This window comes from Stenotrophomonas sp. STEN023, assembly GCF_056760135.1.
The window spans coordinates 80,869-104,226 of record NZ_JBRREF010000002.1 but is presented as its reverse complement, the minus strand read 5'-3'; the positions used below and the strand labels follow the sequence as shown (position 1 = coordinate 104,226).

13 protein-coding genes and 1 pseudogene are annotated in these 23,358 nt (G+C 65.1%); 2 read left to right on the top strand and 12 right to left on the bottom strand.

The genetic code is table 11. The features are described from left to right. Positions 1 to 45 precede the first annotated feature (45 nt). Together ACVOLV_RS00930 and ACVOLV_RS00925 are read left to right on the top strand one after the other, a co-directional pair. Entirely contained in the window at positions 46 to 789 is a 744-nt protein-coding gene (locus ACVOLV_RS00930; RefSeq protein WP_481552743.1) for an SDR family NAD(P)-dependent oxidoreductase, read from the top strand. 144 nt (positions 790 to 933) lie between these two features. Next, positions 934 to 3,810, top strand: coding sequence for a TonB-dependent receptor (locus tag ACVOLV_RS00925; RefSeq protein WP_481552742.1), 2,877 nt, complete (start codon positions 934 to 936; stop codon positions 3,808 to 3,810). Between the two features lie 194 nt (positions 3,811 to 4,004). On the opposite strand, the gene ACVOLV_RS00920 is transcribed toward ACVOLV_RS00925, so the two are convergent. The 12 genes and pseudogenes from ACVOLV_RS00920 to recC form a co-directional block, all read right to left on the bottom strand. Next, positions 4,005 to 4,382: an MAPEG family protein gene (locus ACVOLV_RS00920; protein ID WP_303748096.1), complete on the bottom strand. Its 378-nt coding sequence runs from the start codon at positions 4,380 to 4,382 to the stop codon at positions 4,005 to 4,007. Between the two features lie 292 nt (positions 4,383 to 4,674). Beyond that, positions 4,675 to 8,220, bottom strand: a pseudogene (locus tag ACVOLV_RS00915) (ATP-binding protein); the annotation flags it as partial. A 73-nt stretch (positions 8,221 to 8,293) separates the two neighbouring features. Next, complete coding sequence (locus ACVOLV_RS00910; protein ID WP_481552741.1) at positions 8,294 to 9,004, bottom strand: DUF4194 domain-containing protein; 711 nt, start codon at positions 9,002 to 9,004, stop codon at positions 8,294 to 8,296. Continuing rightward, complete coding sequence (locus tag ACVOLV_RS00905) at positions 8,991 to 10,460, bottom strand: DUF3375 domain-containing protein (protein WP_481552740.1); 1,470 nt, start codon at positions 10,458 to 10,460, stop codon at positions 8,991 to 8,993. The genes ACVOLV_RS00910 and ACVOLV_RS00905 overlap by 14 nt, the downstream gene beginning before the upstream one ends. A gap of 22 nt (positions 10,461 to 10,482) precedes the next feature. Further along, complete coding sequence (folE, locus tag ACVOLV_RS00900) at positions 10,483 to 11,082, bottom strand: GTP cyclohydrolase I FolE (protein ID WP_303748099.1); 600 nt, start codon at positions 11,080 to 11,082, stop codon at positions 10,483 to 10,485. A 149-nt stretch (positions 11,083 to 11,231) separates the two neighbouring features. After that, positions 11,232 to 12,521 carry a HipA domain-containing protein gene (locus ACVOLV_RS00895; protein ID WP_481552739.1) on the bottom strand — a complete coding sequence of 430 codons (1,290 nt, stop codon included), beginning with the start codon at positions 12,519 to 12,521 and terminating at the stop codon, positions 11,232 to 11,234. Beyond that, entirely contained in the window at positions 12,521 to 12,763 is a 243-nt protein-coding gene (locus ACVOLV_RS00890; protein WP_481552738.1) for a helix-turn-helix domain-containing protein, read from the bottom strand. Before ACVOLV_RS00890 ends, ACVOLV_RS00895 begins: the two co-directional genes overlap by 1 nt. A gap of 179 nt (positions 12,764 to 12,942) precedes the next feature. Further along, on the bottom strand, positions 12,943 to 13,476 hold the full coding sequence (locus ACVOLV_RS00885) for a DUF3828 domain-containing protein (protein ID WP_481552737.1): 534 nt from the start codon (positions 13,474 to 13,476) through the stop codon (positions 12,943 to 12,945). A gap of 184 nt (positions 13,477 to 13,660) precedes the next feature. Next, positions 13,661 to 14,194: a hypothetical protein gene (locus tag ACVOLV_RS00880; RefSeq protein WP_481552736.1), complete on the bottom strand. Its 534-nt coding sequence runs from the start codon at positions 14,192 to 14,194 to the stop codon at positions 13,661 to 13,663. Positions 14,195 to 14,226: 32 nt separating this feature from the next. After that, complete coding sequence (recD, locus tag ACVOLV_RS00875) at positions 14,227 to 16,248, bottom strand: exodeoxyribonuclease V subunit alpha (protein ID WP_481552735.1); 2,022 nt, start codon at positions 16,246 to 16,248, stop codon at positions 14,227 to 14,229. After that, complete coding sequence (recB, locus tag ACVOLV_RS00870; RefSeq protein WP_481552734.1) at positions 16,245 to 19,871, bottom strand: exodeoxyribonuclease V subunit beta; 3,627 nt, start codon at positions 19,869 to 19,871, stop codon at positions 16,245 to 16,247. The genes recD and recB overlap by 4 nt, the downstream gene beginning before the upstream one ends. Further along, positions 19,868 to 23,230: an exodeoxyribonuclease V subunit gamma gene (recC, locus tag ACVOLV_RS00865; protein ID WP_481552733.1), complete on the bottom strand. Its 3,363-nt coding sequence runs from the start codon at positions 23,228 to 23,230 to the stop codon at positions 19,868 to 19,870. The genes recB and recC overlap by 4 nt, the downstream gene beginning before the upstream one ends. Positions 23,231 to 23,358 lie beyond the last annotated feature (128 nt).

Here is a 23,358-nt window from a genome sequence, read left to right as displayed (position 1 = left end):
GGACGCTGGCCACATGCGGAATGACCGCAGTTGTGGAAACGTCCCATGCAACACGATTTTACCGGCCGCATTGCGCTGGTTACCGGCGCCGCCTCCGGCATCGGTGAGGCAGTAGTACGGCAGCTGGCCGCACGCGGTGCAAGCGTATTGGCCGCCGATATCGACGGCGATGCCGCAACTGCGGTCGCGCTGTCGCTGGGCGAGCGGGTACAGGCACTGCAGGTGGATGTCAGCGATCCGGATGCAGTGCGGCTGATGGTCAACGCCTGCAACGAACGCTTCGGCGGCCTGCATCTGGCGGTCAACAATGCCGGCATCAGCGGCGCCAGCCTGCAGACCGCCGATTACCCGCTGGAAGAATGGCACCGCGTACTTGGGGTCAACCTGCACGGCGTGTTCTATTCGATGAAGTACGAGATCCCGGCGATCCTCGCCAGCGGCGGCGGTGCGGTGGTCAACATGGCCTCGATCCTGGGCAGCAATGGCTGGGCCGGCGCGGCAGCTTACGTGGCAGCCAAGCACGCGTTGATCGGCATGACCAAGAGCGCAGCGCTGGAGTACTCCGCGCGCGGGCTGCGGATCAATGCAGTGGGCCCGGGTTTCATCGATACACCGCTGCTTCAGGACATGGACGACCGCGCCTACGCCGGACTGGTGGCGCTGCACCCGGCCGGACGCTTGGGCAAGGCCGAGGAAGTAGCGGCGTTGACCTGCTTCCTGCTGTCGGACAAAGCCTCGTTCATTACCGGGAGCTACCACTTGGTCGATGGTGGCTATTCATCACGATGAACTGATGTAACGGCGGTTCCATTACGCGGATTCAGGTTCGCGTTGAGACGGCTCTGCTTGTTTGCGCCTAACGAATTGCTTACAAATCGGCTACGCCCGTCATGGTGGCGGGCACGTAGTCCGGCAATCACCAGGAGCATTCCGATGACGTTGTTACCGCTACGCCCGCGCCGCCTGAGCTGCGCTGTCCGCTTGTCATTGTTGTGTCTGCTGCCCGGCGCGGCCTTCGCGCAACAGGCGCCAGACAGTACCCCCAAGACCCTGGACAGCATTCAAGTCACGGGTACCCGCATCAAGAAAGCCGAGCTGGAAACCCAGGTTCCGGTACAGGTACTCAGCCGCGAAGCCATCGAACGCACCGGCTACAGCTCGGTCGCCGACGTGGTCCAGCACCTCACCGCCAGCGGCGCGTCGCTGAGCACCAAGCTCAACTCCAGCGGCAACTTCGGCTTCCCGCCCGATGGCGGCGGTGTCGGCGCCGGTGCGGCGACAGTGGACCTGCGCCATCTCGGGCCCAAGCGCGTACTGGTGCTGGTGGACGGCATCCGCTGGGTCAATGAGTCCTCCGGCTCGGGTGTGGGCTCGTCGGTGGACTTGAACACCATTCCACTGGCAATCGTCGATCGCATCGAAGTGCTGGAAGACGGTGCCTCCTCGATCTACGGTTCCGATGCCATTGCCGGCGTGGTCAACATCATCACCAAGAAAGGCGCCGAAGGCGGCCACGTCGAGGTGCAGTACGGCGACTACAACCTCAAGGGTGGCGACACCAGCAGCATCGACCTGAGCTTTGGCGGCAGCAGTGAACGCGCGCAGTGGATTGTTGGTGCGTCGTGGTTCAAGCAGAAGGAGATCTCCTCAAGGGAGTACGAATGGGCGACGGTGCCGGTGCCCGGTACCGGCCTCGCCAACGGCAGCTCGGCCACGCCGCAGGGACGCCTGGTGTTCGCCGACCCCAGTGGCAACACCTACAACATCACTTCCAATACCGGCGTTACCAGCCCGGTGTTCGATCCCAGCCAGACCGGCTGTACCCGCACCGATGACTATCACTGCTTCACCACCGCGGATCGCTACAACTTCGCGCCCAACAACCTGCTGCTGACCCCGAACGAGCGCAAATCAGTGTTCGGCCAGGTGCGCTTCGAGTTCACCCCCAACGTCAGCGGCTGGTTCCGCGGCTTGTACAGCGAGCGCGAGTCCGCCAACCAGGCCGCGCCGGAACCGTTCTTCCTCGGCACCGATGCCGGCGTCTACAACGAGTGGGCCGAAACCAAGCTGGTGATCTCGGCCAACAACCCATACAACCCCTTCGGCTTCGACCTGACCACGATGGGGGCCAATCCCAATCTGTTCCTGCTCGGCCGACGCCCGGTCGAAGGCGGCCCGCGCCGCTACGAACAGGACGTCAAAACCTGGTATGCGGCCGGAGGCCTGGACGGCATCTTCGAGGTCAACCAGCGCAGCTGGAACTGGGACATCAACGTGATGTCCAGCGAGAGCAAGGCCACCCAGACCAATACCGGCAGCTACAACGTCAAGCACATCAACCAGGCGCTGGGTGACCCTGCAGCCTGCGCGGCGATTGCCGGCTGCGTGCCGCTGGACATCTTCGGCGGGCCCGGCACCATCACCCCGCAGATGCTGGCGTGGATCTCGCCGATCGTGCGCGACCGCAGCAAGAACACGCTGTCGCTCGGTTCGGCCAACATCACCGGCGAACTGTTCGATATCTGGGCCGGCCCGCTGTCCTTCGCCGCTGGTGCGGAATGGCGTCGCTACAAGGGCGAATACCACCCCGACCCGATCACCATCGCCGGTGAGTACAACGGCGTACCGTCCGGCGTGACCATCGGCAGCTACTCGGTGAAGGAAGCCTATGTGGAATTCGACGTGCCGCTGGCGCGCGAGGGCTTCTGGGGCAAGAGCCTGGACCTGAGCATTGCCGGCCGCTACTCGGACTACTCCACCTTCGGCGGCACCGGCACCGGCAAGATCGGCCTGCGCTGGCAGCCGGCCGATGAGCTGCTGCTGCGCATGTCGTTCGCACAGGGCTTCCGCGCACCGTCCATCGGTGAGCTGTACGGCACGCTGAGCCGCTTCGACGCCACCATCGTCGACCCCTGCAACAACGCCGCTTCGACGACCCCGAAGTGCGTCGCCGATGGTGTGCCGCCGGGCTATGAGCAGGCCAACCCGCAGATCTCGGTGGTGACTGCCGGCAACCGCGACCTGGAGCCGGAAGAGAGCCGCTCGTTCATGGCCGGCGCAGTGTGGAGCCCGAGCTGGGCTGAGGACAGCAGCTGGGCGAGCAAGCTGGATCTGGGTGTGACCTTCTATCGCCACACCATCGACAAGGCGATCCAGGCACCGGATGCGCAGTCGATCATGGACCGTTGCATCGACACCCGCGATGCCTTCGCCTGCGCCAGCTACACCCGCAACGATCGTGGCCAGATCGTCCGCTTCGAGGACATCCTCGCCAACCTCGGCACCATCAACACCAGCGGCTGGGACTTCACCGCGCATTGGTTGCTGCCGGAAACCGGCTGGGGCCAGCTTGGCTTTGACTGGAAGGCGACCTGGGTAACCCGCTACGAGCTGATCAACGAATCCGGCCAAGCCGAGCCGAAGGGACCGGGCATCGAAGTCAGCGACAGTGCGATCCCGGAGTGGAGCTCGACCTTCGCCACCAACTGGGACTACCAGAACTGGAACGTGAACTGGACGATGCGCTACATCGACCGTCTGCGCGAGAGTTGTGCCGGTGCGAATGGCTTTGCGATCTGCACCGACAGCGTTGCCGATCAACACTGGCTGGGTTCAACCACCTACCACGACGCGCAGATCAGCTGGCGTACCGATGCGTGGATGAAGGGCGTCAAGCTCAGCGTCGGCGTCAACAACGTGTTCGACAAGAACCCGCCGATCTGCCTGAGCTGCACGCTCAACGGCTACGACCCGGGAACCTACGACCTGCCAGGCCGCTACACCTACGCCAGACTCAGCATGGATTTCTGAGTTGGCAAAAATGACCAAGGGAGCCGCGAGGCTCCCTTGGTTTCAGCACTGTTGTTGCGGGAGCGGTGTAAACCGCGAAGCTGGCGATGCCAGAGGCCGTGCAAGCAATGCAATTGCGGATCAAGCTGCAGCTGCGAGGCCATGAGCTTCGCGGTTTACACCGCTCCCACAAAAGCGGAAAAAAGCGGGATTGTTCAGCGCAGGAACGCGCCAGCCAGCGCCATCAGCAGCAGTACCAGCACCGGCAGCATCGACAGCCCGAAGCCCAGGCCGCGGCTGGACGGATTGCCGACATAGGCGCGCCAGTAGATGAAGCGGCCGACCAGGTACACCGCGCCAATGCCTGCCACCCATTCGGCTGGCCAGAAGCGTGCGGCGATCAGCATCGACGGCAGCAGCGCGACCATCAGCTCCAAGGTGTTCATCTGCACGCGGTAAACGCGCTCGAAACCTTCGTGACCGGTGACCGCGGGTGCTTTGACGCCGTAGCGACCACGCGCGCGGCCGGCCAACACAATGAAGAACAGGTATTGCAGCACCACCAGGGCGGTGATGATTTCCACGTAATGCATGCTGATCTCCGTTGCGGGTGTTTTTGGATATGCAGAGGGTAACAAGCGCAGCGAAGGGAGCTTGGCTGTGCTCCCTCCCTTTGGCCGAAGGCCAAGGGGAGGGTTGGGGAGGGGTGCTTTGGCTTTGGCTTGATGCGACAGCCAAAGCAACGTCAAAAGCGCCCCCCACCCGCCCCTTCGGGGCACCCTCCCCCGCAAGCGGGAGAGGGGACGACGCGAGTTCTTCAGCTGACGTTAGTCTGCTGGTTATCGCGAGGACAGCGCGAGCTTAAAGCCATCAAGCTGGAATGTTCTTCTTGGTCGAAGCCTTCTTCGCGGCTTTCTTCACTACAGGCTTGGCTTCCGCTTCCGCCGCAGCTTCAGCAACCGGCGCTTCAAGCTCGGCATCAGCAGTTGCGCTGGAAGCAACCGATGCTTCAACAGCAACCGGCACATCCGCCACGTCCTCCGCGCTGGCCTGCGCCATCGCACCACGTGCGCGCGCCGGCAGCTTCAGGCGATTGCCTGCGTCGTCGTACTCGATCAGCAGCACGCCCGAATCGTGGCGGCCGCTGATCTCCACGAAGCAGGCGCCGCCGATGAACGGCTCCAGCGTCATCACCGACTTCAGCGGTGTTGCCACCACCATCTGGAAGCCGAAGTTCTCGAAGATGTTCATCGCCAGCGCGGTGAATTCGTTATCGGCCTTGTCGAAAGCTTCGTCCAGCACCACTGCGGCATAACGCGGCAGCTCGCCATCTTCGCCGCCGAGCTGGTAGCGCAAGGCGGCGGCAAGACAGGTCGTGGCCAGCTTCTGCCGCTGGCCACCGGATTTGCCGGCGCCGCTGCGATAGATCTCGACCTGCTCGCGGGTTTCGGCATCCAGCTCAACGCCGATGAACTCCACATGCAGGCGCACGTCGAGCACCTGCTCGCGCCAGCGGCGCAGCTCAGGCTCCTGTGCGCCAAGACGACGCACCAGCTCGCGCAGCACGTTGAACTGCGATTCGGCCAGCGAGCGGTCTTCGGTCTGCTGATGGGTCAGCACCGCACGCAGCTGCAGCTGGAAATCCTGCACTTCCGGCAGGCGCCGGTCGTGCACGTCGATGGCCAGCACGGTGCCGCGGTTGAACGCAACCTGCTCCAGCGAGGCGTTGACCTCGTCCATGCGCTGCTTGATCGCCTTGTGCGCTTCGGCCGTGTGGCGTTGCAGGGCAAGCAGGTTGTTCTTGCTCTGGGTCTGCAGCAGCTCGAAGAAGCGGCCTTCGTGGCGCGGCAAACCGTCGCTTTCCAGTCGCGTCAAACGCGCAAGGAAATCGTCGGCGCTGGTCAGCGACACGGTGAAGTCGCCGGAGTCCTCCGGCCATTGCTGGGTGTATTTGCGGAAGCAGTCGAGCAGGTGCTGGGTCAGCTTGGCGTCGCGGCCCTGGCTGCTGCCCAGCTCTTCGGCCAGACCACGCTCGATCACGCGGAAGTGGCTCTCCAGACTTTCCAGGTTCAAGCCCGGCAGGATCTGCAAGCGCGATTCCAGACCTTCGCGCTGCAGCTCGGTCAGCGGTGCGCTGGAAACGCGCGACTGGCCGTTGTCGCGCTGCTGTTCCAGGCGCACGCGCTCACGTGAGAACTGCGCGCGTTCCAGGCGCACATCTTCATAGGTGCGCTTGCCCTGATCGCGCAGGCCGCGGGTCAGTTCGATCTGCTGGCCGATGCGGGCCAAGGCGCTGTCGCCTTCGCGCAGATCGACCAACTGCTCATCGATATCGGTCAGGCGCTGCAGGCGCGGGCCGACATCGATCTCGTCCCAGTCGCGCTCGATCAACGAGTGCGCAGCCAGCTGCTTTTCCTGCCCGCTTTCGCGCTGCTTGCGCAGCATCGCCACGTCGGCCTCGCTGCGCGCGATGCGCTGCGCCAGCTCCTGGCCTTCGCGTTCGAACACACGGCGCTTGTCGCGGTTGTCATGGCCCAGCATCCAGCGCTTGCGATCGTTGACCGCGTGGCGATCGTCCTTCTCGTAGCGGTCGCCCGGGTGCTTGATCTGGCCTTCGCGGGTGATCGCGCGGTCTTCGTTACGCAGCTGGCCAGCGTTTTCCACGCAGGTGTAATCGAAACGACGCTGCAGTTCGTTGTAGACCCAGTCGCCGTAGGGGTGGTCACGCAACTGCAGCTTGTGGATCAGCGAACGCTTTTCCGGCTCGCGCGAATGCAGCAGCTCGTTGTCACGGATGCGGAAATACACCAGCTTGGTACCGAGGTGGGTGCGGTTGGCCCACTCGGCGACCTGCTGGTGGTTCTTCTCGTCGACCAGCAGCGACTGCGCGAAGCCATGCAGCACGCGCTCGATCGCGCCACGCCAGCCGATCTGGTCCTCGCGCACCTGGATCAGTTCGCCGACGAACGGCAAAGCGGACTCGGACAGGCCGGTGTCGTCGCACAGGCGCGCGCGCAGCTGCTGCAGCGGCGCCGGGATCGAACTCGGCGCGGCCTTCAGCGATTCCAGTTCCACCCGCAGTGCAGCGAAACGCTTTTCATCATCGCGACGTTCGGCCATGCGCTCGGCAATGGCATCGTCCACGGTGCCGGCGCCAGACTTGGTGCCGTCGATCAAGGCACGCGCCTGCTCCACCTGCTCGGAGAAGCCGCTGGCAGTATCGGCCAGCGCCATGCCGAGCTGGCGGCAAGCGCCTTCCAGCTGCTTGCGGCGGCGGCTGCGCTCTTCGACTTCACGTTCGATGCGGACGCGCTCGCGCTCGAGTTCATCGATGCGCTCGCCACCCTGCTCGCGCTGCTGGCGTTCCAGCTCGACCAGTTTCAGTTCGTGGTTATCCAGCGACTGCCGGCGCTGCCCTTCCTCGCCCATCAGGCCGCGGTCGAGCATCTCCACTTCCTTGAGGCGCTCGTTGACCAGCTCAAGACGCTTTTCCTCACGGAAGCCGTCGATGCCGATCTGCAGGTCACGCAACGTCGCCACACCCTTGCGCAGCGACATCAGGTCCTGGTGGAAGTCACGCGCCGGGGTCAGCGTTTCGACCTGGCGGCGTGCGGTGACCACGGCGTGGTGGGCGCCATCGAGCTCGGCGAAGTCATCGACCAGGCGGTCGGCGGCTTCGAAGGTGCGCGGCTCTTCCAGCATGAAGCCACGCAGGAAGCCATTGAGGTCGCCAAGGTTCTTGGCCGACTGGGTCTTGTGCAGCAGACGCAGCGCCATGTCATTGCCGATGCCCAGCAAGTGGCGGAAGCGCTCGGCATAACCGGTGAAACTGTCGAAGTGGCCGACGTCTTCGCCCAGGCGGCCGCGCAGCTTGCGCAGGTCCAGGTCGAAGCCTTCCATCTCGGTGGCCAGGTCGAAGCGACGCGGGATCACCATGTAGTGCTTGCGCACGTCATTGGCCGAGGTGCCGGCACCGGCAATCCAGAACAGGCGCACGATCGACACCGCATCTCCGCGGGCGTTGAGGTACTCCAGCGCCAAGGCGCTCCAGGTGGCGCCCTTGCGCAGGTACTGGGTGGCGATCTCGCCGGACTCGCTGTCCTGCTGGTCGGCCCAGGCGCCGCGCACATACGACACCAGCGAGCGGTCGCGGCCGGAGCGTTCGGCTTCGCGCGCGGCGGCGTTGAAGTCGACGATGCTTGGCGGCGTCAGCAGCGCGCTCATGCCGTCGAGCAGGGTGGACTTGCCCGAGCCGGAGCGGCCGACGAACAAGAAGCCACGCTCGGCGATCGGCACTTCGGTCAGGCCGGAGAACGTGCCCCAGTTGAGCACCTGCAGGCGGCGCATGCGGAACTGGTTCGCGCGCGCATCGCTGGCCGGGTCGTTGAACAACGCGGCGTTGGGAAGCAGGGTGTGGGAAGTGGTTTCCATACGGCTCATCCTTCAGCCGCCACGCACAGCGCGGCGGTGGTCATTCTGGTCAGCGTGGCGTGGGTGCCAGGCATCATTCGGTGGCGCTGTCGCTGCTGGCTTCTTCTTCGTCGGCAACCGCGTCGGTGACGGCATCGCCGTCGCGCAACTGGCGGTAGGCCTCGACCAGCACCTGCACGTCCTCGGCCGAGAACAGCAGTTTCAGCGCCGGCGATACCTCGTAGCGGTCCTCGCTGCCGCGCAGCTTGGACAGCAGCTGGTTCTCGCGCAGCTTGGCGATGGCGGCGGCCACGCGCTTGCCGTAACCGGCCTGGTCGGTGGACACGTTCTTCTGGTAGATGCTCATCGCTTCCACCAGCTGGAACTCGGCCACCACCGCGCGTTCGCCGCGGGTATCGGCCTCGGCCAGCTGCTGGCGCAGGAACAACAACAGCACCGACTCGATGAAGGTCAGCGGTGCGGCGCGCAGCAGGTTGGGCGAGTCCAGTTCGGCGGTATCGAACTGGCGGGTGAAGGCGACGCCGCCGTCACGGTCCAGCACCAGTTCCAGGAACAGTTCGCACAGCAGGCTGCGCACTTCGTCCTCATTGCGCAACAGTGCCGCCCATTGCGCCGGCTGGCGCTGGGCATCGACGCTGGGGCCGGCCAGCAGCAGGCACAGCGCGCGGCGTGCATCGACCGGCAGGCGGCCACTGTCGCCGACGAACAAGGCCCCACCGGTCAGCACCGGGGCCGCCGGCGCCGGCGCAGCTTCCATTTCAGTTTCGGTCTCAGACCAGTTCATCGCGTCTTTCCTTGAGGAACCAGATCAGCGGTACGCGGGCGCGTCGCACCACGCCATCACCGCCGGTCCATTCCACGGTTTCGAGTTGGTCGGTCATCACCTTGCCATGGCGGGTGCCAATGGAGAGATAGCCGATCACGCTGCCCAGGCCCTGCCGCGCCGGCCGCTCGCGCAATACCTGCGAGATGCTCAGGCGCGGGCGTGAACCCAGCAGCATGAAGAGATTGTCTTTCAGCGTGCGCACATCGATTTCCGACTGCGCGACCAGATCGCCGACGCTGTCGAGGGTGATCTCGGCGGCTTCGGCGTAATAGATGGAGGTGTCGACCTGATGCGTGCGCGGGTCGTGCAGGCGCCATTGGCCGATCGAGCGGATGCGCGCCGACGACAGCGGCAACACGAAGCCGGTGGGCGCGGTCGGCCGCACTTCGTCGCGCAGCTGCAGGGCCTGGCCCTGCGCCTGCTTGAGCAGCTGGTTTAGCCGGCGCTGTTCCAGATAGCCACGGCTCTGCACGAAGCCACGCAGGCTGCGGGCGAAATGCTGCATCACCTCGTGCACCTGGCCGCCGCGTTCCAGCAAGGTGCTGGTGAAGTTGCGCAGGAAGTTGCGCTCGTTGCGGTCCAGCTTGCGGGTGAAGCCACGGTTGAGCACGGTGTCCAGCGCAGCGTCGAGTTCACCGCTGCGACGCGGATCATTGAGCAGGTCCCAGAAGGCCTGGAAGCTGCGCCCGGCATCGGATTCGCCGATCACATCGACGCCGTTGAAGAGGCGATCAAGCACGTCGCCGCGCGCGCCTTCGTCGTCGATGATGCGTTCGCGGAAGCGGCGGTTGAGCTGTTCGAAGTCATCGCGCACGCGGCGGAAGTCCTCGGCCAGATCATCGGCCAGGCGGATCACGTCGCGGGTGCGTTCCAGCGCGCGCTTGCCATCCAGCGCACTGACCTTGCCGGTCGACACCTGCGCGATCTCGGCATCGATGCGGTCGCGCTCGGCCTTCAGTGCGGCCAGCCGTGCTTCCGGATCGGCCTCGGTCTGCTGCGCCAGCTGCGAGATCTGCTGCATCACCATCGCCAACCGGCTTTCGGTGGCCAGGCTGGCGTTGTGCTCGATGCCGGCGATGAAGCGGATGGCCTGCACGGCGTGCCGTGACAGCTCGTACTCCTCCTCGCTCGCGCCTTCAGGCAGGCGTCGCACCAGCCAGCCCTGGGCCAGCCAGTAGGCGATGTAAGCCGGCGCGGTGCGCGGCAGCTCGACCTCGAGCTCCTCGCCATTGAGCGTATCCAGCTGCTGCTGCAGGCGCTCGGCAAGGATGGAACCGGGGATGCGGCGGTCCGCTTCCAGCAGCAGGCCCTGCAACAGGCCCACCAGCACCGGCGCACGGTCGGAGGCCAGCAGTTTCCATAGCGGCTGCTCGCGCAGGCGCTGGTAGCTGGCGATACGTTGGCGGTACTTCATCGAGCGCGTGCGATCCCTGGGCTCAGCGTCGGGCGTGGCCGACTTCGATGAAACGCAGGAACTCGGCGCGGGTGCGCGCGTCGTCATGGAAGGTGCCGCGCATGCGCGAGGTGACCATGCTGACGCCACGCTTGTGGATGCCGCGGGTGGTCATGCACTCGTGTGCGCCTTCCACCACGATGCCCACGCCCATCGGCTGCAGCACGTCCTGGATGACGTCGGCAATCTGCGCGGTCATCTTTTCCTGCACCTGGAAGCGCCGCGCATAGGCCTCGACCACACGCGCCAGCTTGGAGATGCCGACCACGCGGCCGTTGGGGATGTATCCGACATGCACACGGCCGATGATCGGCGCCATGTGGTGCTCGCAGTGGCTTTCGTACTCGATGTCGCGCAGCACGATCATTTCGTCGTAGCCGGCCACTTCCTCGAAGGTACGGGCCAGGTACTCGCGCGGGTCATCGTTATAGCCCTTGAACCAGTCGCCATAGGCCTCGGCTACCCGGCGCGGGGTGTCGAGCAGGCCTTCGCGGGAGGGATCTTCACCGGCCCAGCGCAGCAGGGTGCGCACGGCGTCTTCAGCCTGGGCTTGGGTGACGGACGGGTTCTTGGGATCGGCCATTACAGAACTGCGCTTGGATTACGGGGTAGACATGCTACCAGCCGGGGGTGAAGTGGGGATGGAGAGGCCCTTAATCGCGTTGTACGCTCGCCCCCTGAAAATACATAAGACTTTGTTTTTCATTGATTTTACGAACATCCACGGCCGACTCAGGAACGACTCCATCTGGATGCCCAGGCAAGCGCGTCGGTGATGGGTCCGTAAACGATTTGCCGCAGCAGACGCGCCTCACCCGGATCTACCTCATGGGTGATGCCCTGCTCATAGGCCTGCAGCAGTGCCTGCGCTTCCCGCCACAGCTCCTTGGCCAGACGCTCCAGCTCCCGCAGGGTCAGCGCTGCAGGAACCCCGATGCTTTGGCCAAAAGCACCGATTTCCGCCTTGGTGACATCGGCAAAGCGCGTGGCACTGCCCATCGGGAACACCAGGGTTTCGATTCCCCAGTCGGGCGCCCGGTACACCGCAGTGCTGAGCAGATCGTAATGCGGCGCCGGCTCCCAGCCCTTCTCGCCCCACAGGAAGCTGAGATTCTTCAGATGGGCGTCGGCATTGCCAATAAAGAAGTTGAACAGCTGCCAGCGCAGCAGTGCCAAGCGTGTAGCTGCCGGTGTTCGGGTGATATCCAACAGCTGCCGCAGGGCGGTGCTGTTGGCTTGTTGATATTTGAACACCGCGTCCAGCGACAGTAGCTGGCATCCGTCCAGCGCATAACGGCGTTGAACGTGCAGTCCCTCGCCTTCACGGTCGAAGCGACGCACCAGATAGACCGGCTCCGGCACCCGCCGCACCTGCACCTCCGGTACCGGCAAGCCACACGCGGCAGCCAGGCGCATGCAGAACCACTCATTGACCACGCTGTGCGGGTAGTCATCCACCTGCTCGTGGTCTGGCTTGAGGATGTGGGTAGAGGCGGCCTGCCCGATCGGCTCCCACAGCTGGCCTTGCTCCAACACCACGGCCAACTTGTGTTGCGCACCGGCCAGCGACATGCGCTTTGGCGCGCCATGCGACAGCGGCTGCCTTGGCAGCGCCTGGATACGTGCCGAGAGCTCGGCATCGGGCAGGGGCCGCAACTCGGGAGGCGGCAACTGCTGTCCGGGCGACAACAAGGTCAATGCGCCTGCCGACTCCGGACCAAAACGCTGCAGCAGGCCGAATGCGTCGGCCGCATTGATGCCGGCATCGGCGGCGACCAACTGGCGCCCGCCCTCCTCCGGCAGCAGATTGTCGAAGAACCACTGCACGGGACGCTGGCTGCCACCGTCCTGGATCTCGCCCGCATTGCGCGGCAAGGCCGGCGACAGGTCAAAGCCGTTGTCACGCCAGACCGGATCGTAGTGCAACGCCCACAGGTTGCCCTGCTCGTACAGCTCACCGATGCGCTGTTGTTCCAGCCACACATCGAGCTGACGCGGCTCGACCTCGACCTCGATCGCCATCAGCCGCGCTCCGGCGGCTGCAGGTCCACAGGCAGATCAAGCTGCACACGAATGCCCAGCTGCCGCAGCAATTCGAATACACGGCCAATCTGCACGGTGTCCTTGCCCCGCTCCACATTGCCCAGGACCACGTGGCTGGTGCCCGCCATTGCTGCCAGATCATCCTGACGCAGGCCCTGCGCCTTGCGTACAGCGCGGACGTACTGGCCGATGTCTGACGCCTGGTCGATCTGCACCTGCATGGCTGGCTCCCTGGAATATAACGCAGGCTTTAGATTGCGCTATAAAAGCGTGTAGCTCAAGCGAAATCTAACGTAAACGTTAGAAATATCGCATGCGGGTTGCCACAGCATCAAAATCTAACGTACGCGTTATAAATTACCGCAAAGGGATCAAATACTTCAAAAAACTAAAGCAGCCTTTATTTTTTGCCCTTAGCAGCTTGGGTGTCGCGCTCCAGTGCCTGCAACAGACTCGGTGCACGCGGGCTGGCGATATCGGCAACACGCCAGCTGCTGCCCTGGCGCTGCAGGGTCAACTGCAGCTGCACGGGGTGCTGCGGGTCGTCGAGCTGGGTGCTGGCGCGCAGTTGGTCGTCTGCCAGCGGCTGGATATCAAAGCTGAGTTGGCGCAGGTCCTGCGCGGTGTCCTGGCAGTCGCAGAGCGGATCGCCGTCCAGATAGCCAACTTCGCCGGCGTACGCGTCGCTATTGGCCTGCATCGCGGCGATCAGGGCCGGCGTGTAGACCTGCTCGTCGGGCAGGATGGCATCCAGCCCGGCGTCGGGGTGGTAGCCGGCGTAGATGTGGCTGAGGAAAGTGCGGGCGCTGCTGACGTTCTGCGCGTTGCTGCTGGTCGTTGCCTGAGTGGGCTCGGGCGTGGCGGTGGCCGGTGCGTCCTTGCTGCAGCCGGTCAGGGTCAGCACCAGCAGTGCGGTGGTTGCCAGGGTTTTCATGGGCTTCCTTGCGGTGTTCTGGGTTGGGCCTATTTAGGCTGGGATTTTGGGAAAAGCAAAGCGCTTCAAAGCACTCCTCCCAAACCCTCCCCCTTGCCTATGGCAAAGGGGGGAGACCACGACCGGCTTACCTCTGGCCCATGGCATCAAGCAAGGATGCTTTTCGACCGGCCAAGTACAGCTATCAGCCCGCACCTGCCTCCATGCCTTGCACGTCTTCATTCGCGTAGATCACCTCGAAAGTCACATTCGTATTGATCCATGCAGACCGACAGACATACTTATCTTCAGAGATGAATTGACTTCTCAACTTGCTCTCGTTGGACCGGACAGTCAACGGATCAACCTCGTAGTATCCCGCAGTGAAGAAAACTGCATTCGCGCCTTTACGCGTAGCGATACGTTGGACGTCACGCAATATCGCAGTCATCACGTCTCGACATGCTTCTTCCTTTGTTTCATAGCGCTTTGTGTTTGTTCCTTTTGAGATCACGGCACTCCCGTCTCTATTACCAAAGCTTCCAGCCGGTACATAGTCCTTTCTCAGGAGCCAAGCACTACCGAAGTAGAAACGGACGCTCCCATCAATTCCCGCCGATTCTCTTGCCTGTGTTGAATTCAGCACCTCACTTAAGGGCAGCTCAAAGCGGTTTTCATCCGCGAACGCGGAGAACCCGCAAACACTCAACAGCAGACCTACCAACATCTTCCTTTTCATTCCCTTCTCCTTAGTTGCTACAGCTCAGTAAATCAAAACTCATGTCCCAACCGCTGCGCCAAGCCTGACCAGCGGCTGGCGTGGCGGGCCAACGCCGCCTCGATTACCTCGGCGCTACCGGCCAGATGCAGGCCGTTACGGGCGCGGGTGATGCCGGTATAGAGCAGCTCGCGGCTGAGCACGCGGTTGTCGCGGCGTGGTAGCTGCAGCCAGACCTGGTCGAACTCCGAGCCCTGCGCCTTGTGCACGGTCATAGCGAAGGCGCTTTCGTGCAGCGGCAACGCCGCCGGGTGGAAGGCGCGCGGATTGGCAGGATCGTCGCCGGGGAACCAGGCGCTGACGCTGCGGCCGTCACCATCACGCAGGCAGATGCCGACATCACCGTTGAACAGGCGGTGGCGGTAGCTGTTCTCGCCAATGATCAACAGGCGGCCGTGGAACCAGCCCGGGCCCAGCGCGCGGCCACGGGTGCCAGCCAGCAATTCTTCGATGCGGGCATTGAGTCCGCGCGCGCCCTGCGGGCCTTCGCGTACGGCGGTAAGCAGGCGCATGCGGCCGGCCAGGGCCAGCGCATCGGCCGGCGTGGCAGCATCGGCCAACGCCTGCCAGTAGTGCTGAAGTGGCTCGCGCCAGGCTTGCAGCGGATCGATATCGCCTTCGTGGAAATGCACGCCGGTCAGCTGCCCGTCGCGTAGCAGTTGCAACGCCTGAATAGCATCGCCGTCGCGCATGGCAGCGGCCAGCGGTGCGAGCTGCAGGGCTTCGCTCTGGCGGTAGCCGCGCTGCAGCTGCACGCGGGCACCGGCGAAGTCGGCGGGTTTGTTTTCGATCGCATCGACTGGCAATTCGCCCAGCAGCGGGCGCAGTGCATCGGCGTCCGTTGCGGTGGTGCGCTGGCCATCGCCGGCCGCGCGCAGGATGGCGCTGAGCACATCGCCCGCTTCCACCGACGGCAGCTGGTCCGGATCGCCGAGCAGCACCAGGCGGGTGCCGGGAGCGATGGCTTCGACCAGCTTGGTCATCAGCAGCAGGTCGATCATCGAGGCTTCGTCGACCACGATGACGTCATAAGGCAGCGGGTTGTCGGCGTGGTGGCGGAAGCGCGGTGAATCGGGGATCACGCCGAGCAGGCGGTGCAGAGTCGTACCGGTGCTTGGCAGCTGTTCGCACAGGGCGCTGTCGATGCCTTGCGCCGAGAGCTTCTGCAGGGCGTGGCGCAGGCTTTCAGCCATGCGCTCGGCGGCGCGGCCGGTTGGCGCTGCCAGGGCGACACGCGGTGCCGGTTGGTTTGTGGCCTGTGCCTGTGCGGCCAGCAGCACCAGCAGGCGGGTGATGGTGGTGGTCTTGCCGGTGCCGGGGCCGCCGGTGACCAGCAGCAGGTTGTGGCGCAGGGCGGTGGCTGCGGCGCGGGCCTGGTGGTCTAGAAGCCTCCCCTCATCCGCCCTTCGGGCACCTTCTCCCGCTTGCGGGAGAAGGGAGAGGTCCAGCTGCTCGGAGGTCTGCGAGTCTTGCGGCGCCGCCCGCTTCTGGCCCCCTCTCCCGCTTGCGGGAGAGGGTTGGGGTGAGGGCGCTCCGAACAGATCAGCCTGTTGGATTGCAGGCACCGCTTGCCCCGGAAACAACCGAGCAAACACCTGCGCCAAGCCAGCAACATCACCACCAACAACCGGTGCCTGCCCGATTCGCTGCAGACCCGCCGCCAAGCGGCGTTCGTACTCACGGTAACGACGCAGATACAGCAGCCCGTTCTCCCACACCAAGGGCGCCTGCTGCGACTCCACGCTGTTATCCACAGCTGTGGATATCCATTTGGACGACGCCAGCTGCGCAATCCATTCCTCGGCAGCCGGCCATTCCACACCCGCATCCACCAGCCGTTGTGGCTGGGTCGGATCAAAGCCGGCGTGGCCCTGCGATACCGCCAGCGACGCCAAGGCAGCCGCAGCCAGCACCGCATCCGGCGTCTCCGCATCCAGGCGGCGCAGGCTCTGCGCCAGGGCATGATCCAGCGCGCGCAGGACGCCGACTTTGTTCAATGCGGCCAGCAGGCTCATGCCTCGCCTCCCAGTCGTGCCAACAAGGCCGCATGGCCGTCGCGGCCACCGGCAAACAATTCATCCACCGCATGCACCAGCTCCGGTGCGAAGCTGTGCGCGTACAGGCCCGGCGACTGCGGACGCGTTGCATCCAGGCCCCGGCAGAACAGGTAACGGATGCCACCGAAGTCACGCGCATAGTCATAGCCTGCACCGATGCGGAAACGCAGCCAGCGGTGCAGCGCCACGGTGTAGATCAGCGCCTGCAGGTCGTATTCGCTGTGGCGCATGGCCGCATCCAGCTGCGCTGGGGCGTAGTCCGGCAAGCGATTGGACTTGTAGTCGAGCACATACCAGCGCCCGTCGCGGACGTAGGTAAGGTCGATCTTGCCGGTCATCAGCCCTTCCAGCTGGCGGCGCAGGCCGAAGCCGTTGCGACCGCGCACAACCCCGTGTGCATGCAGCACGCGCAGCAGTGCCGGCACCGTGGTCGGCTGCATGGCGAAGTGGAACTCGATTTCGGCGCGGCGCTCGCCTTCGTCCAGCGAATGCAGGGCACCGCCTTCGGGCAGGGTGACAGTCAGGGTCTGGCCGATCAGCTCGGTCAGCAGCGCTACGCCGTCTTCGATCTCTTCGTCGATATAGCCGTCTGCGCGCATGGCCTTGGCGATGATCTCGCCCTGCCCTTTGGGTGCCTGTTCGGTGGGTTTCCAATCCCGCCAGATGCCGAAGTCGACATTCTCAAGCGCGGCATGCAGCACGTTGCCAAAGCGACTGCCGGCAAAACGCGGATCGAACACTTCCGGTTGTGCGGCGGCAGCTTCGTTGGCCGGCTCCGCATCGACGTCGACCTGCGCCGGTTCGTCGGCGGCACCGCCACTGTCTTCGGTGGCAGCGGCAGCGGTGTCGTGGCCGCCTTCGGCATGGGCGAGCTGGGTGAAGCTGTAGACCCACCAGTCGTGCGGCACGCTGCGGCGCACCTCGCGTACCGGCAGCAAGGCCTGCTCGCGTTCGGGCGGCAGGCGTGTCGGCACCGGGCCGCTGTCGTCTTCGATCACCTGGATGTCGGCGTGTTCGGGCAAGCCCTGCAACATCGGCCCGAGCCGCGAGGTGGCCAGGCCAGTCAAGGCACCGCCACTTATCCACAAGGCATGCTCGGCGCGGGTCAGGCCGACGTAGAGCAGACGCGCGGTTTCGGCCTCCTCATCGGCGTTGACCTGCTGGCCCACGGCCTTCCAATCGGGATCTTCCTTGTCGATCTTCCAGTGCAGTACGCGCTGTTCGCCGTCGTGCACGGTACGGTGGTTGCTGCTGTCCGGCGCGTTGGTGGCGATGCCGACAAAGGGCAGGTAGACCAGCGGGTATTCCAGGCCCTTGCTCTTGTGCAGGGTGATGATCTGCACACGGCGGGCATCCGATTCCAGCCGCAGCAGCTGCGCTTCGTCGCCTTCGTCGGCGTGGGCGATCTGTGTCTGCAGCCAATCGAGCAGGCCATGCAGGCCGATGCTGCGGTTGCTGGCTTCCTGCAGGGCTTCGGCCAGCTGCAGGTAGTTGGTGAGGCGGCGCTCGCCGTCGATCAGCAGCAACAGGCGTTCGGCCTGCTCGGCGCACAGGTCCGACAGCAGGGCGAGCACGCCGCCACGCTGCCAGCGCTCGCGCCATTGCAGCAGGCGTTCCTGGTGCAGGCGCTGTTGTTCACCTTCGTGTTCCATCGCGGCGATGGCGGCTGCGCTTTCACCCAGCAGCACGGTTGCCAATGCGGCGCGCAGGCGGCCTTCGTCGGCCGGTTGCAGCAAGGCCAACAACAGCAGGCGCAGTTCATGCGCCTCGGTGCTGGCGAACAGGCTCTGCTTGCCTGCCGCTACGGCCGGGATGCCGAGTGTGGCCAGGGCCTGCTGCACACGTGAGGCTTCTTTATGCGAGCGCACCAGCACGGCGATATCGCCCGGCTGCACCGGCTTGTCATCGACCAGCGCGCGGCCTTCGCGGGCGGCACTGAGCACCCTGTGGATATCTGCCACGCAGGCGGCGGTGGCGGCGTCGCGCGATGCATCGGCCTTCAACGGTTTGCCATCGGCGTCGCCTGTAATCAGCTGCAGGGTCAGCGCCGGTGCCGGTTTGCCGTCGAGCAGGTAATCGGCGTCGCTGCGCTTGCTGCCCGGCAAGACCGGCTCGAACTGGATGCGTTCGTCGAGGAAGGCTTCGGGGCCGGCGTTGTCGTACAAGGCCTGGATCGCGCGCAGCACGCCCGGGCGTGAGCGGAAGTTGCGGTCCAGCGCCGGCGCGGCTTCGGCCAATGCCTTGGCCTGCAGATAGGTATGCACGTCGCCGCCACGGAAGCCGTAGATGGCTTGCTTGGGGTCACCGATCAGGAACAGCGCGGCATCGCCGTCATCGGCTGCGAACACGCGGCGGAAGATGTCCCACTGGCGCGGGTCGGTGTCCTGGAATTCGTCGACCAGGGCGAAGCGGTACTGTGCACGCAGGCATTCGGCCAAGTGTGCACCATGCGGGCCATGCAAGGCCTTGGCGACGTTGTCGATCAGGTCGTCGTAGGTCTGCTGGCGGCGCAGCTGCTTGAGCTGGGCCAGCCGCTGGCGGACTTCGCTGCGCAGCTGGTGCAGCAGCACGATCGACTGCTGGCGCTGCCATTGCGTCACCTGCGCCAACGCCTGCAAGTAATCGGCGATCAGTGGTTGCAGCGGCGATTGCGGGGTGCTGCCGGCCTTGGCCTTGTTGGTCTTGGCAGTGAGCGCCTCCAGCGTGAGCCGTTCCAGACGTCCGTCCAGTTCGGCGGTCGGATCGGGGTGACGGCTCCACTGCAGCAATTGCTGGAACAGCGGCTCGATCCAGTCGGATTTGTAGCTGGACTTGTTGAGGATGCCGCCTTCCAGCGCGCCACGCAGTTGTTGCAGATAGGTGTCGCCGTGCTCGGCGATGCCGGCGGCCAGGCGCTGCGCTGCGCCGTCGCGGAACGGGCGGGTGTCTTCGATCAGGGTCTGCGGCGGCTGTGGATAAAGTGGCAGTTCGGCCGCCAATGCCGGCAGATCCCGGGCCAATGCATCCGGACTTTTCCACAGGCCGAGCAGCGCCTCCAGATGCTCGCCCTGCCCTGCGTGCAGGCGCCACAGGTCCGCCGCCAGTTCGGCATGCAGCTCACGGGTATTGGCCAGCAGCTCGGGCGCGGCAAAGGTGTGGCCGCTCTCCAGAGCGTATTCGCCCAACACGCGGGTACAGAAACCGTGGATGGTGAAGATCGAGGCCAGGTCGGTTTCTTCAGCGGCAATGCGCAGGCGCCGGCCCAGCTGCGCGGCGCTTTCCACACCCTGCTGCAGGTGGCGCTGCAGGATGGCGCGGGTGAGCGTGGTTTCGGGGCTGTCGTTGTCGTCCGGCGTGCTGTCGACCACGCGCGCAGCCAGTTCCAGACGCTCGCGGATGCGCTTGCGCAGTTCCTGGGTGGCCGCGTCGGTGAAGGTCACCGCCAGGATCTGGCCCATGCGCAGGCCCTGCTCCACCACCAGCCGGGTGAACAGCGTGGCCAGGGTGAAGGTCTTGCCGGTGCCGGCGCTGGCCTCGATCAGGCGCAGGCCATCCAACGGCAGGTGCAGATACGGGTCCTGCTGCAGCGCTTCGGTGCTCATGCGCCGGCTCCGTTCGTGAGATCGGTTTCAGCATCGAAATCGGGCAAAACGCGGCCCTCGCGCAGCGCGGTAAATATCAACAAGGCGTTGTGGATAAATCTGTGAGTAGTGCTTGGCGAAGCGAACGGATCGGTGCCGCGCAAGGCCAATTGCAGGGCTTCGCCGTTGCGCTCGCCCCAGCTGTGTTCGCTGCCGAACCAGCGCGCCTGCGCCGCGTTTTCGCGCTTGTCCTCATCGGCGTTGTAGATCTCCCAGCCGGTGTACGGGGCGAACAGAAGCGGCGCCTGCATTCCTTCGGAACGCAGGCGCAGCAAGGCTTTCAAGGCTGTCTGTGCAGCTTCTGCAGACAGCTCAGGCAAGCGGTGTGGGCCATAGCCAGCCTGTCCGTTGTCATGGAACTGCAGCATCGCTGACGGCACACCGGCAGCGTTCACCAGCAGCCAATCCAGGCCACCGCGCAGCACATAGGCCACCCCTGGCGACCCCGCCTGCAGGCGGATCAGGCCCTGTGGATGAATTTGCTCGACACGCCCATGCAGGCGCACGCCATCGAGCTGAACTTCGTAACGTTGCGAGCCCAGCGGCTGGCCGTCGTACCACTGCGAAAACGTTTCCGCACAGGGCCGGATGCGGCTGAGCATGCGTTCGAACTGCTGCCGTCCCAGCGCACCGGAAGGCAATAAAGCACGGGCACGCAGACGCTGGTACAGGCCAGCTTCGCGGCCTTCCAGCAAGGCACTGAGCACATGTTGCTGCAAGGACGAATGCAGGCGGCCACCGCTGGGTACCAGCAGCGGCTCGATGTCTTCACTGTCGTCGATGTCACCGGCCAGCCGTAGTCCAAGCCGCTGGCTGAGGAACTGCCCGGCGGGGTCACTGATGAATCGGCGCAGGGTATCCAGCGACAGGCTGTCGTCACTGAGCGCGGTCGGCAGCGGTGCGTTCAGCGGGCCGTCAAACCACGGCGCCAAGCGTTGCCGGCTGCCGCCGACCGCGCTGGCGGCCGGATGCCACTGACGCCGGTAACTGAAACGGCGCGGCTCGCCATCGCCGCCAAACGCCGCCGGCGCGAACGGCTGCAGCGGATGCCGCACCACCAGGTGCTTGCGCGCGGCAGCGCTGTCCAGGTGATAGGCCGACGCCGCGTTGACCAGTTCGCTGACCAGCACCGAGGGTTCGCGCACGCTGCCGTCGCGGGCATCTGCGCCGAGGTAACTCAGGTAGAACACGTCTTGGGCCGAAGCGAACAGCTGCAGGAACAGGAAGCGGTCGTCCTCGCGCAGCGAGCGGTCGCCATAGCGGCGACGCTCGGTGCCCAGCTCGGCGGTGAGCCGGCTCAGGCCGGCAGCCGGATCGCGGCGCGGGAAATCGCCGTCGTTCAAACCCAACACACAGATCACCCGGAACGGCAGCAGGCGCATCGGCACCATGCGGCCGAAACTGATGCCGCCGGTCAGCAGTGGCGCGCGGGTATCGGCCTCGGACAGCACCGAGGCAAAGTGGGCGCGCACGACTTCAGCCGGTACCGGCGCGTCAAAACCAGCCGTGTTGGCTTCTTCGGCAAACTCGTTGACCAGCTTGCGCAGGCGATCCAGCGCGCGCACCGCGGACGGCTCGGTCGGGGTTTCCGGCAGCAACGCCAGCAGCAGGCCGAGCAGGCGCTCGCGCCACTGATTTGGAGTCAGCGCTTCGGCCAGGGTCTTCTGGTGGCGGGCGAGAACACGCAGCAGGCGGATCAGCGCATCCAGTGCAGCCAGCCCACCGCCTTCCAGTTCCGGCCACGGCGCGACGCCTGCGATGTCCTCATCACTGCCGCTGGCGTGGCCGAGCAGCAGCCGGTCCAGTGCGAACTGCCAGGTGTAGGCATCGTCTGCCGGCGCCTGACGCTGCTTGCGATGGCCAGCATCCAGGCCCCAACGCGCGCCCGCTGCCTGCAGCCAGCCGTGCAGGCGTTCGAATGCAGCCGCATCCAGACCGGAGGCGGACGCCAGCGGCGCGCTGGACAGCAGGTCAAGAATTTCATTGAGGCCGAAACGCGATACCGGCAGGCCCAGCAGCTGCACGAACACCTCGGCCAGCGGCTCACCCTGCAGCGGACTGGCATCGGCCAGTGCCCATGGAATGTGCGCATCGTTGCCGCCACGGCCGCCGAACACCGATTCCAGGTAGGGCACGTAGGGGTCGATATCCGGTGCCAGCACCGCGATCTCGCGCGGCTGCAGCGGCGGGTCGAAGCGCGGGTCTTCCAGCAGCGCGCGCAGCTGGTCGTGCAGCACCTGCATCTCGCGCAGGCGGGTGTGGCAGGCGTGGATCTGGATGCTGGGGTCGTCCACCCGCAGCGTCTCGCGCAACGGTGGCGAGGGCAGCGCGCGGCGGTGGAACAGGTCGGCCTGCAGGCGATGCAGCAAGCTGTCGCCCAGCCCGCCGTCATCCAAACCGGGGACGGGAATGCTCTCCGGGTCGACATAGGCGGCGATTTCGCCGCTGGGGTGCACCACTTCGTAATCGCCCAGCACCGCCATGAAGTCACGGCCGGCCTCGCCCCAGGCCTGCAGCAGCGGGTTCTCGCCGGCCTCGGTGCCGAATGGTTCGGCCAGGCCGCTGCGCAGCTTTTCCTTCAGCGTCTGCAGATCGCCCCAATAGGAGCGCGTTGGCGTCGGCATATAGAAGTGCAGCGTGCCGACCCGTGCCTGGCTGGCGATCACCCGCAGCACGTCCGGCGAGACGTTGAGCGTGGCAAAGGCGAACAGCCGCTGCGGCAGACCCTGCGGCAAGGGCTGGTGCTCGCCTTCGAAGCGGGCCAGGTAATCGTTGATTCGCCGTGCGCGGTAGTTCTGTCCGCCGGCGATATGCCGCCACAGGATGGCCTGCGGGTCGTCCGGCTCAGCGCCGTCCTCCCAGCGCAGCAGCCAGTCGCGGCGCCAGGCCTGGTACTTCTCGAACACCCCGCCCAGCTCGGCCGCCAGCGCCCACGGGCGCAGCGGATCATCGCGGTCCAGGTAGGCATGCAGCCCGGCCATCGCCGGTTTCTGCATTAACGTGCTGTCGGTCAACGCCCCGTACAAGCGCCAGTGCAGGCCGGTCGCGCCCAGATCGTCTCGCTCGCCCGGCACATTGGCCTTCAGTGCCTTGGCGACGAATTCACCGGGGGTCAGGAATTCCAGATTGGCTGACACACCATATTCGGCAGCCAGCGTGGACTGCAGCCAACGGCGCATCGCCACCTGCGGGATCAGGACGATATCGGCAGCCAACAACGGCTGGCCCGGCGCCGGCTCGCGCAGCGCATGGGCCAACAGCTGGGCCAACACATCCAGGGCATTGGAGTGGTACAGGCGGAAATCGGGGGCATTGCTCATCGCGCCATCTTGCCGCAGTGGGATGGTTTCGACGAGTAATCTGGGTGGCGGTTGGGGGATCGAGGCGCTGAACAGGTGCCAGTACCTCCGTTCAATAACCCTCCATGAGCACCTGGATGCTAATGGCT